The following is a 13,036-nucleotide window of genomic DNA, read 5'->3' as shown; positions in this document are numbered from 1 at the left end:
TCCTTGCCGATCAGCGCTTCGCCGCCGGCTTGGGCAGCTTCGAGGTGGACACGAGGCGCGCGACGCCATCGAGCGAGGCGTCGTCGATCGAGGTGTGCGGGAAGGCGGGCATCGCCATCATTCCGTTCCTGACCACGCTGGCGACGTACTCGGGCGGAAGTGCGCGACCGCGCAGTTCGGGGCCGACGCCGGTGGTGTGGCAGCGGGCACAGGTCTTTTCCCACAGCACTTGCGGCGTTGGCCATTTGCCCGCGGGTGCGCGGAGGGCAGGCGCCTCGGGCGCGGCACTGGCGGGAAGGGTGAGGGCGGCAAGAATGGCCGCGCCGACATTGGCTGCGACAGGCAGGATTCGCAGTTTCATGCGCGTGCTCCCTTGGTGAGAATGACGGGGCGCAAGCGAGCGCGGCGATCGATATTGGCGATGTCGAACAGCACTTCGTCGGCGCCATCGAGGAACAGCGCCACTTCCCGGCCGACGTTCGCAGCGAGTGTCGTGCGAAGCTGGGTCAGGCGTTGCGAGTAGTCGCCTGCCAGCAGCGTTGCGCTGCCGGACCAGTCAGCGGGTATGGCTGTGGGCCGGGATGCAATCGCCATGGGTCCGGAGCGGGCAATGGTCGAAGCGGCGAGCGGCGCAGCCGCTACCGCGCCGGCCAGAGTGCTGACGGAAATGAAGGTTCTTCGGCTGATCGCAGGCAGGGCATCGGACATGCGCATTCTCCTCTTCGCGGCCATCTGCATGGCATCGCCGCTGAGCACGGCTGTGTCCGGTGCCTAGCAACGCCCATGCCAAGCCGATCTACGCGGCTTCCTGCGTCGGCTATGATTATGCTTTCGAACGGCTTTCTGGCATCGGGCGGCAAATTCTGTCGTCAGAGCTCGGGCGGCAGTGTGACCGCGCCAATGCCTGATTTTATGCAGTCTTGTGGTGTGGTGTTCGAAATCATACACTCACCCGATGTCCAGCGACCTGTTCAGCCAGCTTCATTTCGATCACGCCCAAGGTCACATCTGGCTGGCCGGGCGGCGCATGATGATGATCCACGCGCGAGCCTTCGGTCTGTTGCGACATGAAGTGATCGAGGCCGTTGGTCTCGGCAAGGCGCGGGGACTGTTCACCCGGCAGGGGTACAACAGCGGCGCGATGGACGCCGAGATTGCGGCCAAGGTGAGGCCGGGCGCCACGATCGAGGAAATGTTCGCCGTGGGGCCGGAGCTTCACATGCTGGAAGGCATGGTGCGCACCGATCCGGTCAGCGTCAGCGTCGACACCGCGACGGGCACTTTCGCCGCAGAATACATCTGGCGCGGCTCAAACGAATGCGGGGCGCATCTCGAACTGTTCGGACGCGGGACCTATCCCGCCGGGTGGTCCCAGATTGGCTATGCGAGCGGCTATGCCAGCGTTTTCCTAGGGCGCCCGATCCTCTTCCGCGAGACCGAATGCGTGGCGATGGGGCACGAATGCTGCCGCATCGTCGGTCGTCCGGCGGACGAGTGGCAGGACGGGGAAGACGATCTGCGTTTCATGCGCGGTTCGCAAATGGGCGAGGTTCTGCCCGCAGCCCTGCCGCGGGAAAGCTCGCCCGCGGGACGGCATATTGTTGGCGCCTCGGCAGGCTTCAACGTTGCGTTCGACATGCTGGGCCACGTGGCCGATACCGATGCGGTGGTGCTCTTTTCCGGCGAGAGCGGCGTGGGCAAGGAAATCTTTGCGCGCCATCTCCATGCGATGGGCCGTCGTGCCGCAGGCCCGTTCATTGGCGTGAACTGTGCGGCAATTCCCGAAAGCCTTGTCGAGGCCGAGCTGTTCGGCGTCGAGAAAGGCGCCTTCACCGGAGCAAACGCATCGAGGCCGGGGCGGTTCGAGCGGGCCAAGGGCGGCACCCTGTTCCTGGACGAGATCGGCACGCTTTCGCTCGCAGCCCAGGGCAAGTTGCTGCGAGCCATCCAGGAGGGCGAGTTCGAAAGGGTGGGGGGCACGAAGCTGCTCAAGTCCGATGTGCGCCTGGTGGCGGCCACCAACACCGACCTGCGAGCCGCGGTCGAAGCAAACACCTTTCGCGCCGATCTCTTTTACCGGCTCAACGTGTTTCCGATCAGGATTCCGCCGCTGCGCGAACGGCGAGCGGACCTGCCCCTGCTGATGGACCACTTTCTCGCGCTCTATGCCGAGCGTCACGGGCGGCGGGTGACCGGTTTCGAGGAGTCGGCGATCGCTGCGATGCTGGGTTATGACTGGCCCGGCAACATTCGCGAACTGGAGAACGTGATCGAACGCGGCGTGATCATGGCGCGCGATGGCGAGCCGCTGCGCCAGCATCATCTTTTCAGCGGCGGCGAGATGCTCGGTCCTGCTGCATGGCGGCCGGGGCAAGGCAACCCGCAGGCTTCGGCGGCTGGTCCGGGATCGGTTGCCGCACTGGTGGATGCCGGGCTCGACCTCGCGACTGTTGAAAGGGAGATGATCGAAAGGGCGCTGGCCAATGCCTCGGGAAACCGGACGCGCGCGGCCAAGCAACTCGGAATTTCAAGGTCGCAGCTTCTGTACCGGCTCTCGGCAGGCGGCATCAAGGACGGGAGGGCCTCGGGCTGACCGGGCCCGCCCCGCGCGATCAATGCCAGGCGGCGAATTGCCGTGGAGCCATCATCATGCTCGACCTGAATGCTCGACGAGTTGCTCGATGGCTTTCGGGACTTCCGGATCCTCGATCGTCGGAGGCACGGTCCATGCCTCGCCGTTTGCGATCTTGCGCAGCAGGTTGCGCAGGATCTTGCCGGACCGCGTCTTGGGCAGGCCGGGGGCGATGAAAGCCGTGCGCAGCGCTGCGACGGCGCCGAGTTCCGACCGGACTGCGGCGATGACGCGCTTGTCCAGCGTCGGATCGGCGTCGAAGCCGGCCCGCGGCACGACGAACGCGATGGGCACCATGCCCTTGATCGCATCCTCCGCGCCGATCACCGCGCATTCGGCCACGCCTTCGACCGCCGCGACGATCTGCTCCATCTGTCCGGTGGACAGGCGATGCCCGGCCACATTGATGATGTCGTCGGTGCGGCCCATGATGTGGACGAAGCCCTCTTCGTCGATGAAGCCGGCATCGCCCGTTTCGTAGTAGCCATCAAAGGTGGCGAAGTTCTTCGCGTAGCCGCCGGGGTTGTTCCACAGCGTGCGGAAGGCACCGGGAGCAAGCGGGGCCTTGATCACGACGGCGCCGCTGTGTCCGGCAGGGACGGGGTGGCCGCTTTCATCGAGGATCTCGAAGGCATAGCCCGGCACCGGGAAACCGGCGCTGCCGCGTTTGCGGCGCAGGTCACCCAGCGCGAAGCACGAAGCGATGGCGGGCCAGCCCAGTTCGGTCTGCCACCAGTGGTCGATCACCGGCAGGCCTGACTTGTCCTCGAGCCAGCCGATGGTGTCGGGATCGGCGCGCTCACCAGCGAGGAACACGGCCTTGCAGCCGCCCGTGCCGATTTCTGCGAGGAAGGTTGCGTCCGGATCTTCCTTGCGGATGGCGCGGATGGCGGTGGGTGCGGTGAAGAAGGTCTTGACGCCGTGGCGCTCGATCACGCGCCAGAAGGTGCCGGGATCGGGCGTGCCGACCGGCTTTCCTTCGAACAGCACGGTCGTCGCGCCGACCAGCAGCGGGGCATAGACGATGTAGCTGTGGCCAACGACCCAGCCCACATCGGACGCGGCCCAGAAAGTATCGCCCGTGCCGATGCCGTAGATGTTCTGCATCGACCAGGCGAGCGCGACGGCATGACCGCCGTTCTCGCGCACGACGCCCTTTGGCGTGCCGGTCGTGCCCGAGGTGTAGAGGATGTAGAGCGGATCGTCGGAGGCGACGGGCACAGGCGCCGGTATCGGATCGTTCTCAGTCTTGGCGCGCAGTGCCTTCCAATCGAGATCGCGCGGTCCGACGAGGTCGGCATGCAGCCGGTCGCGCTGGAAGACGACGACGCGTTCGATCTGGTGGTGGGCGAGGTGCAACGCCTCGTCGACCATCGGCTTGTAGGCGATGGTGCGGCTGCCCTCGATCCCGCACGAGGCGGTGAGCAGGACCTTGGGGCCGGCGTCGTCGATGCGTTTGGCCAGCTCCAGCGCGGCAAAGCCGCCGAACACGACCGAATGGATAGCGCCGAGGCGGGCGCAGGCGAGCATGGCGAAGACCGTCTCGGGGATCATCGGCATGTAGATGATCACCCGGTCGCCCTTCGCCACGCCCAGCGAGGCGAGCATGGCTGCGACGCGGCTGGTTTCGGCGAGGAGTTCGGAATAGCTGTAGCGACGGATGGTCGCGGTGACCGGGCTGTCGTAGACCAGCGCGATGGCATCGCCGCGCCCTGCGGCGACGTGGCGGTCGAGGCAGTTGTAGGCGGTGTTGAGCGTGCCGCCGGGGAACCAGCCCTGGCCTTCGCTGAATGTGGCGGATGGCGGCGTGGTCCAGTCCAGAGCCTTGGCTGCCTCGCCCCAGAAGCCTTGCGGATCTTCGATGCTGGACTGCCATGCCCGGTTGTATGTTTCGCTCATGTCCTCACCCGACTCTTGAAACAGTTGGAGCGGGTATCGGCGCAAACCGCTACCCGCTCCAGTAAGACCTTAGTCGTCAATCGATCGCTTGTAGGTTTCCGGCAGGAACACCAGGCCGATCACGCAAGTGGCGGCGGCGACGATCACCGGGTACCAGAAGCCGTGGTAGATATCCCCGTTGGCTGCGACCATGGCGAAGCCGATGGCGGGGAGCAGGCCACCGAGCCAGCCGTTGCCGATGTGGTAGGGCAGGCTCATCGAGGTGTAGCGGATGCGGCTGGGGAACAGCTCGACCAGCATCGCCGCGATCGGGCCATAGACCATGGTCACCAGCAGCACGAGGTAGAACAGGATCGCCACGACCAGCGGCTTGTTGATCTGGTCTGGGTTGGCCTTGGCGGGATAGCCGACCTTGGCAAGTTCGCCCTCGATGGCAGGCTTGGCTTCGACCGCAGGCTTGTCGCCCTCGGCAGGCTTGGCAGCGACAGCGGGGGCGCCGACGACCTTGGCGGTGAAGGCAGCGATGGCGGCCTTCTTTTCATCGCCCGAGACCTTCGACGGATCGGGAGCAGTGATGGTCATGCCGCCGATCTGGATCGAGGCGAGGGTGCCGGCAGGCGCCGCGACGTTCTCGTAGTTCACCGCCGCCTTGGCGAGCGCGTTCTTGACGATGTCGCAACTGGTGGTGTCGAACTTGTTGGCGCCGACCGGGTCGAACTGCGAGGAGCATTCGGCAGGGTCGGCCATGACCTTGACCGGAGCATTGGCCTGGGCATGGGCGAGTGCGGGGTTGGCCGCCTCGGTCAGTGCCTTGAAGGTCGGGAACATGGTCAGCGCGGCAAGTGCACAACCCGCCAGAATGATCTTCTTGCGGCCGATCTTGTCGGACAGCCACCCGAAGAACAGGAAGAACGGCGTGGCGCAGCCAAGCGCGATGATGATCAGGGTGTTGGCGGTCAGGCCATCGACCTTGAGCATCTTTTCAAGGAAGTACATCGCGTAAAGCTGGCCGGTGTACCAGACCACGGCCTGACCCGCGATGGCGCCGAAGAAGGCGATCAGCACGATCTTGAGGTTCTTCCATTCGCCGAAGGCTTCGGACAGCGGGCGCTTCGAGGAGGTGCCTTCGTCCTTCATCTTCTGGAAGACGGGGGATTCATGCAGCTTGAGGCGCAGCCACAGGCCGACGCAGAGGAACAGGCCCGAGATCAGGTACGGAACGCGCCAGCCCCAGTCCTTGAACGCCTCTTCGCCGACGCCGGTGACGGGCGAACGGACCAGAATCACGATCAGCAGTGCCATGGCGAGGCCAGCGGTCGCGGTGATCTGGATCCAACTGGTGTAGAGGCCGCGCTTGCCCTCGGGTGCATGCTCGGCGACGTAAGTCGCGGCGCCGCCGTATTCCCCGCCAAGGGCAAGGCCCTGGAACATGCGCAGGACCACCAGCATGATCGGCGCGGCCACGCCGACGCTTTCATAGGTGGGCAGGCAGCCGACGAGGAACGTCGAAAGGCCCATGACCAGCAGGGTGACGATGAAGGTATAGCGGCGGCCGACCATGTCGCCGATGCGGCCGAACACCAGCGCGCCGAACGGGCGGACGATGAAGCCCGCGGCGAACACGAGCAGCGCCATGATGAACGAGGTAGTGGCGTTGAGGCCGGTCAGAAACTTGGCCGCGATGATCGCGGTGAGCAGGCCGTAAAGGTAGAAATCGTACCATTCGAACACAGTGCCGAGCGACGAAGCGGTAATGATGAGCTTCTCGCTGTGCGTGGCCTGGTGATGTTTCGGCAAGGCCGAAAAATCATCCGTAAGATTGACGTTGGACATCCTCTTCCCCCTATTCTGGTGGACTCTTAGAAACCGTACTTGGCGGCGAATTCGATGCGATCGAGCGCGCCGCTCGCACCGCCCGCGAGCTTGCGCTCACCGTGCCGGACCTCGATGCCGAGGTCGACATTCTTTATCGGCGACCAGAACAGGTTGCCGGCGAGGCTCCAGGCCTGCTTGTTGTAGGTGCCGACCATCGCGGCAGTCAGTGCATCGGCGTAGTCCACCCGCTGCCAGCTGCCCATCAGGTTGGCGCGAAGGCCCGGCGCCAGGCCGATCCGGCCGGCAAGCATGGCCGAGGCCACGGTGACGTTTTCGAGCTTGCCCGTCGCGCCGACGAAGACGGCGTCGGGGGCGAAGTTCACGCCGATGTAACGGCTCGCGCCTTGGCCATAGGTGGCCATGAAGCGCAGGTCGCTGACCTTGGCGTCATCAAGGAACAGCTTGCCGGCGGCGCTGACGCCCCAGCCGAAACGGCTGTCGGCCACGCCATTGTTTTCGACCCGCAGTTCGCGAGCCAGCCCGGCCAGCGAAAGCTCACCCTTCTTGCCGCTCCATGCGAGGCGGGCGGCGAAATCGGGGAGGCGGTCGTCGCCGTTCTCGACGAGCGTTGCAGAGCCGGCGGTCGCCGTGGCGCTTTCGGGGTTCTCGGCAGAGACGTGCAGCGTCAAGCCGTCGCCCACCTTGGTCGAGTAGCGGATGACCGGCTGGCGCACGAAGACGGTGCCTTCGGTGGTGCCGACGTAGTCCGTGCTTTCCGGCAGCGCGCCGGTGTACTGGAAGGTCGACCAGTCCTGACCGAACGTCCATTTGTCGAACTGGAGGTAGGCGCGGCGCAGGGCGAGGTTGTAGCCGTTGGTGGTGCGCTGCGTGCCCTGCGTGCCGGGCGAAGTTTCGAAGTCGGTCTCGACATAGCCCTTCAGGCTGTGCCCGGCCACCGTGGTATCGAGGTTCAGCCAGAAGCGCGACTGGCGCGCACTGAAATCCTGTTCGCGCGCCGAATGGGCGCCACCGACCGGGATTTGCTGCGGCAGCCAGAAATCGCGCCCGAAGGCGTTGTTGGCGACTTCTCCGTCGCTGAAGCGGCTGTTCGTGGCGACAAGCTTGATCCAGCCGCCAAGCTTTACCGTGGTTGCACCCACCTTGAAGCCTTCGGGCTGCGGTTTTGCTTCGAGCGCGGCAACCTTGGCAGTGGCGGCATCGGCCTTGGCCGAAGCGGCCTGGGCGACTTCGACAGCCTGGCCCACTTGCGCGGCGCTGGCGGTGGAGGCCTGCTCGGCACGGGCCTGCTGCAGGTCGGCCTTCATCGCTGCCATTTCGGCTTCCAGCTTTTCAAGCCGCGCGACGAGTTCGGCCTCGCGCTTGCTCGGCACCGCGGCATTGGCCAGTGCTGGCATCGTCATGCTGGTGGCGGCGAGCAGCAAGGACAGATTCCTTGCGATCTTGACTGACATCTTTCCCTCTCCAGGTGTGCGCACTTCGCACTTTCCGGGCTGCAACCTTGCGGAGCGGAGGAAATCGCGACAGATCGCGATTGGTCGTAGCCATTCGACCAAAGTCGCGGGTGCCGCTGCATGGAATAACCAGAAACCGACTATTGCCCGTGCCCTGCAAGCCGATAAGCTAGGCGGCGGGGGACCAGCTTCGACCATTTGCCCGACTGCGTGCCCAAGGGGAGAGCCGTGAGCGAGACTATTCTGATAGCCGATGACCATCCGCTCTTCCGGCAGGCACTTGCGCTTGCCGTGGCCGCGGTCGCGCCCGCTGCGCGGGTCGTCGAAGCGGGAACGCTCACCGCGGCGGCACGCGCAGCAAGCGAGGCTGCCGATCTGTCGTTGATCACGCTGGATCTCAAGATGCCCGGCGCGATCGGTTACTCCGGCATTGCTCTGCTTCATGCCGAACGTCCCGACGTACCAATCCTCGTCGTCTCAAGCGCGGAAGGAGCAAAGGTCGCCGATGAGGCACGCGCGTTCGGCGCGGTCGGCTTTCTGCGCAAGGATGCCGACCTTTCGCAGATCGAGGAAGCGATCGCGGCTGCCCTGGGCGGACGGGCACCTGCTGCGGCCAGCGCCGAGCCGGTCGATCAGGTGCGCCGCGCCGTAGCCGATCTCACTCCGACCCAGCTCAAGGTTCTGCTCGCCGTGCTCGATGGCAAGCTGAACAAGCAGATCGCCTTCGACCTTGGCATGAGTGAATCCACCGTCAAGGCCCACATGACCGCGATCATGCGCAAGCTTGACGTGCAGAACCGTACCCAGGCTGCGCTGATCGCGCGCTCACTCGGGCTCGATCTGACCAACTGAGGCACATTCGAAGAGGAACGCTTCGAGCGCGGCGGGGGACGTCGGCTTCACGAACAGCGGCACCCGCCGCATGCGCAGGCGATTGCGCAACGCGGCGCCGCTTTCGGCGGAAATCATCGCGACCGCAAGGGATGGCTTGCGTTGGCGCGCCAGGTCGATAAGGCGGAGGCCGTCTTCCCCGTCATCGAGGTGATAATCCGCCAGCAGGACGTCGGCATCGGCGATCCGGGCGAGGGCATCTTCTGCCTTGCGCAAGCCGATGGCGGCATGGCCCAGACCTTCGATCATGGCGACCGATGCCGCGACAATGTCCGGATCGTTGTCGACGATGATCACGGTCAGCGGGCGCGGGATCATGCCGTTGGGCAACGGGGAAGAGTCAGGTCTGGAAGCGCTGGGACCGGTGGTGGACAGAGCGGGCAGGGTTACGCTGAACCGGCTGCCCCGGCCCTCGGCCGATGCGACCGCGATCGTTGCGCCGAGCAGACGCACGATGCGATCGACGATGGCAAGGCCAAGCCCCAGTCCTTCGACTTCCACGGCGCCGATGCGCGTGAACTCGGTGAAGATCTCGCGCTGCCGGCTGGCAGGAATGCCAACTCCGCTGTCGATCACGTCGATGCGCAAGTCGCTCCCCCGGCGGCGTACGCCAACCGCGACGCCGCCCTCTGGCGTGTAGCGTATCGCGTTGGTGACCAGGTTCTGCATGACCGACCGCAAGAGTCCCGGGTCGGTCATGACTGTGCCCGACACGGGACCGAGACGCAGGCGAAGTCCCTTTTCCTCGGCGAGCGGACGTACGGTCTCGACCACCTCGTCGAGCAATGGTCCGAGGTCGACGGGTTCGGGGCTGGGCTGCACGCCGCCTGCATCGAGCTTGGAAATGTCCAGCAGCGCGCGCAGCAAGGCTTCTGCCGAAACGATCGAGCGATCGACCTTGCGGGCCAGCGTCTGGCCGGACCCTGCGAGGTTTCGTTCAAGCGCGGACAGGAAGAGGCGGGCGGCGTGAAGGGGCTGAAGCAGGTCATGGCTGGCAGCAGCGAGGAAGCGGGTCTTCTCTTGCGTTGTCGCGGCCAGTTGCTGGTTTGCCTCCCGCAACTGCAGCGTTCGCTCGTTCACCCGCTGCTCGAGTTCCCCCAAGGTCCTGTTGAGTTCGTCCCGGACCTTCGCCTCGTCGGTGATGTCGGTGAATGAGGTCAGGTAGCCACCGCCAGGCATGGGCCCGCCGACCGACTTGATCACCCGCCCGTCGCGACGCACGCGCTCGGATGCATAGGCTCTGCGGGCGCGCAGGTGGTGGATGCGCTTGTCGACCTCGACTTCGGTGGCACTGGGAAAGTCGCCACGCATCACGTTGTATCGGATGAGTTCCGCAATCGGGACGCCGGCACGGACAAGACCCGGAGGATAGTCAAAGAGTTCGACGTAGCGCGTGTTCCAGGCAACGAGGTTGAGGTCCGCATCGATGACGCTGACACCCGATTGCAGGTTCTCGAACGTTGCGGCCAGCAACTGGCGCGAGAAGCTCAGCGACTGACCACCCTCGTCGAGCAGCCGCGTCACATCCTCGACGCTCATGCGTTCGCCGGCGAGGGCCGATGCGACCAAGGTTCTGGCCGAAGAGTTGCCGATCACGCCCGAGATGATGTCCTGTGCCAGCCGCGCCGAATTGCGATCGACGGGCAAGGCATGACGATCGGGGGGGAAGGCTGCTGTCGCCCGCTCCTCGCCGACGAAGCGCGCGATGAGCGAGGCCAGGTCACCAATGTTCGCGACATGGCGGCTACCGGAGAACAGCCTGGGAAACCGGGGGGCATGGCCCTTGCCAGCCCGTGCCAGTGCGAGGACCACAAGGTTCGCACAAAGGCTCCAGCCGACGCCATGGACCAGCGGGCTGGCATGACCGATTCCCAGCAGGCGGACCGGGTCGAACGGCGTACCCTTCAACCAGACCAGCCACTCGGCTGGCATGACCGGAGGGAGCGCCAGAGTGTAGAGCCACAGGACGAGCCCCGTCAGCAGGCTGGCCCGTGCCGCCACGGGATCGTGGCCAGGCGACGACACTGCCATGAGCAGATGGGGCACGAACTGGACCATCGCCGCAAACGCCACGAGTCCGATCGAGGCAAGCGAGCGCGCCGGGTCGACAAGCAACGCCCAGAGCAGGGCGAGCAGGACAATGCCGACGATCGCGCCGCGCCGGACCGCGAGCATGCGGCGGCCGAGATCGCCCGCCTGCGCCTGTCCTTCGCTTCGCAGGATCGCGGGAAAGATCAGGTCGTTCGAGACCATGATCGCCAGCGCGGTCGCATCCACGATAACCATTGCCGAGCCTGCGCTGAGGCCCCCGAGAAGCGCGGCAACGGCGACGGGGCCATATCCGGCGCTGGCCGGGAGCAGCAGCACGTAGCTGTCCGGGGATGTTCCGGAGGGGAGCGCAACCAGTCCGGCAAGCGCGATCGGAACGACCAGCGCCGCCATCGCGAGGATGTAAAGCGCAAGGCCCACGCGCGCTCTCGGCAGATCCCGAGCGGTGTGGGCTTCGGCGAGCCCCATGTAGAACTGTCGTGGCAGGACGATGATCGCGAATGCCGACACGAGGGCAATCACCATGGTCTCGGTCGTCACGTGATCGGGGGCAAACTCCCGGCTCATCTCGCGCAGCCCGCTGGCAAGAGGTGGGCCGTGGGCATCCAGCAGCACCATGACGGAGACGATGCCGACCATGGCGAGCGCCAGAAGCTTGATCAGCGATTCCAATGCGATCGAGAAGACCAGCCCTTCGCTGCGGCCCGCGATCTCGTAGCGCCGCGCGCCGAAGAGAATTGCGAAGGCGGCCAGAACCGCGGCGCTGCCGACCATGACCGGCACCGCCACGTCGTGCCCCGACGTCGCCGCCAGCGCGGTTCCGATGGAGCGGAGCTGCAGGGCAACGTAGGGAATCGTGCCGCAAAGCGCGATGACCGTGATCAGGCGGGCGACTCCTGAATCGTGCCCGAAGCGTGCGGCGATGAAATCGGAAATGGTCGAGGTCCGTTCGCGCTGAACCTCTTGCGCCAGCCTTTCGAGAAAACGTGGCGCCAGCAGCAGCAGAAGGGCCGGCGCCAGATAGATCGGGAGGTAATTCCAGCCCTGGCTGACTGCCGTGCCGACAGAGCCGTAGAATGTCCAGCTGGAGCAGTAGACGCCCAGTGCAAGGGTATAGGCACCATGACGCAAGCTCACCTTGTAGCGCCAGCGCAGCCGTCCCCTTTCGATCAGCGCGGCCACGCCGAACATCAGCGTGAACAGCGCCACGGTCATCACTGCTGCAATCTGCGCGCTCATCCGCGTGTCAACTTTCCCCCGGTCAAGCCGAAGCTAGGCTGGCACGGGCTGCGACAGCAAGAGCAAACCTTTGCAACATGCCTGCTCAAGGGTTGCCTGAAGCACAGGGTCTGCGGTCTGACAGGCGACTTCCCTGGTCGCGCACGCGCCGGTCAGTCTCACCTTGTTGGCGCTGGGCCCGCGCACAGCGGGGGCGGTGATGATCGCCGTTCCGCTTTCGCTACGCTGGGCATTCCGGTGGCTTCGTTTCGTGCAGGCACGATAAGCCGGGGGGCACTTTTGTCACCTGCCAAAGCAGTGCCAGATGGTCGCGCCCCACGCCTGCGCCATCGGGCCGCCATCTCCGAACAGCGCGACCATCGGCTCCGGGCTGTTTGCGGCGCGTGTGAGATCGGCGCTGCGGGGGTCGTCGACGGGTCCGTTGTGGCCCTGGAGGTGGTGGATCCAGGCGGCGAGGGCCTGGCGGATGGCGGGGCAGTCGTGGCCTTGCGTGGCGTTTGCGGCGAGGGTTTCGAGCCAGCGCTGCGGGATCTTCTGGCTGCCGTCCATGGCGATCTGGATCAGGCGGTGGTTGAGGCTGGGGTTGGCGAAGCGCGCGATCAGGGCATCGGCGTAGGCGGCAAGGTCCTGCCCCGGCGCCGGGGTGATCGTCGGCGCGGCTTCGCGGCGCATCAGTTGCTCGGCAAGGTGGCGCAACTGCGGATCGGCAATTGCCTCGTGGACAAATTCGTAACCCGCCTTGAGCCCGCAATAGGCGAGCAGCGAGTGCGCGCCGTTGAGCATCCTGAGCTTGGCGGCCTCGTAAGGCGCGACCTCGCTGACCAGTTGCGCGCCGACCGCCTCCCACCTCGGGCGCGGCCCGGCAAAGCGGTCCTCGATCACCCACTGGCTGAACGGCTCGGTGACGACGCAGGCCTCGTCGGTCAGCCCGCCCAAGGCTTCGGCCACACTGGCGCGGTCCTCGTCCGTGGTCGCGGGCACGATGCGGTCGATCATCGTCGAGGGGCAGGTGCAGTTGGCGGCGAACCACTCGACCAGA

General features: G+C 65.6%; 10 protein-coding genes. 3 read left to right on the top strand and 7 right to left on the bottom strand.

The window, feature by feature from the left end; translation table 11 throughout:
• Positions 1-10: 10 nt before the first annotated feature.
• Together I2488_RS18975 and I2488_RS18970 are read right to left on the bottom strand one after the other, a co-directional pair.
• Complete coding sequence (locus tag I2488_RS18975) at positions 11-361, bottom strand: c-type cytochrome (protein ID WP_196277361.1); 351 nt, start codon at positions 359-361, stop codon at positions 11-13.
• A complete protein-coding gene (locus I2488_RS18970) occupies positions 358-708 on the bottom strand; it encodes a hypothetical protein (RefSeq protein WP_196277360.1) in 351 nt (116 codons plus the stop codon). Before I2488_RS18970 ends, I2488_RS18975 begins: the two co-directional genes overlap by 4 nt.
• A 59-nt stretch (positions 709-767) precedes the next feature.
• On the opposite strand from I2488_RS18970, the gene I2488_RS18965 reads away from it, so the two are divergent.
• Complete coding sequence (locus I2488_RS18965; protein WP_196277359.1) at positions 768-908, top strand: hypothetical protein; 141 nt, start codon at positions 768-770, stop codon at positions 906-908.
• A gap of 47 nt (positions 909-955) precedes the next feature.
• On the top strand, positions 956-2,593 hold the full coding sequence (locus I2488_RS18960; RefSeq protein WP_196277358.1) for a sigma-54-dependent Fis family transcriptional regulator: 1,638 nt from the start codon (positions 956-958) through the stop codon (positions 2,591-2,593).
• A 54-nt stretch (positions 2,594-2,647) separates the two neighbouring features.
• Here I2488_RS18960 and I2488_RS18955 read toward each other — a convergent pair whose 3' ends face one another.
• The 3 genes from I2488_RS18955 to I2488_RS18945 all read right to left on the bottom strand — a co-directional run bounded on the left by I2488_RS18955 (position 2,648) and on the right by I2488_RS18945 (position 7,818).
• Entirely contained in the window at positions 2,648-4,531 is a 1,884-nt protein-coding gene (locus tag I2488_RS18955) for an AMP-binding protein (protein ID WP_196277357.1), read from the bottom strand.
• A 69-nt stretch (positions 4,532-4,600) separates the two neighbouring features.
• Positions 4,601-6,364 (bottom strand): MFS transporter, encoded by a 1,764-nt coding sequence (locus tag I2488_RS18950; RefSeq protein ID WP_196277356.1) that lies wholly within the window; start codon positions 6,362-6,364, stop codon positions 4,601-4,603.
• A gap of 26 nt (positions 6,365-6,390) precedes the next feature.
• Positions 6,391-7,818, bottom strand: a complete 1,428-nt coding sequence (locus tag I2488_RS18945) for a DcaP family trimeric outer membrane transporter (RefSeq protein ID WP_196277355.1) — start codon at positions 7,816-7,818, stop codon at positions 6,391-6,393.
• Between the two features lie 228 nt (positions 7,819-8,046).
• On the opposite strand from I2488_RS18945, the gene I2488_RS18940 reads away from it, so the two are divergent.
• On the top strand, positions 8,047-8,670 hold the full coding sequence (locus I2488_RS18940) for a LuxR C-terminal-related transcriptional regulator (RefSeq protein ID WP_196277354.1): 624 nt from the start codon (positions 8,047-8,049) through the stop codon (positions 8,668-8,670).
• Here the strand turns inward: I2488_RS18940 and I2488_RS18935 are convergent.
• Positions 8,644-11,997 carry a hybrid sensor histidine kinase/response regulator gene (locus I2488_RS18935; RefSeq protein WP_196277353.1) on the bottom strand — a complete coding sequence of 1,118 codons (3,354 nt, stop codon included), beginning with the start codon at positions 11,995-11,997 and terminating at the stop codon, positions 8,644-8,646. The two genes, I2488_RS18940 and I2488_RS18935, sit on opposite strands and share 27 nt — an antisense overlap.
• A gap of 282 nt (positions 11,998-12,279) precedes the next feature.
• Positions 12,280-13,036: mannitol dehydrogenase family protein (locus I2488_RS18930; protein WP_196277352.1), on the bottom strand; the 757-nt coding region annotated here is incomplete at its 5' end.

The sequence above is a fragment of the Novosphingobium jiangmenense genome (assembly GCF_015694345.1).
Lineage (GTDB): Bacteria > Pseudomonadota > Alphaproteobacteria > Sphingomonadales > Sphingomonadaceae > Novosphingobium > Novosphingobium jiangmenense.
Note: the sequence above shows the minus strand (reverse complement) of the source record. Positions and strands in the feature narration are given on the sequence as shown.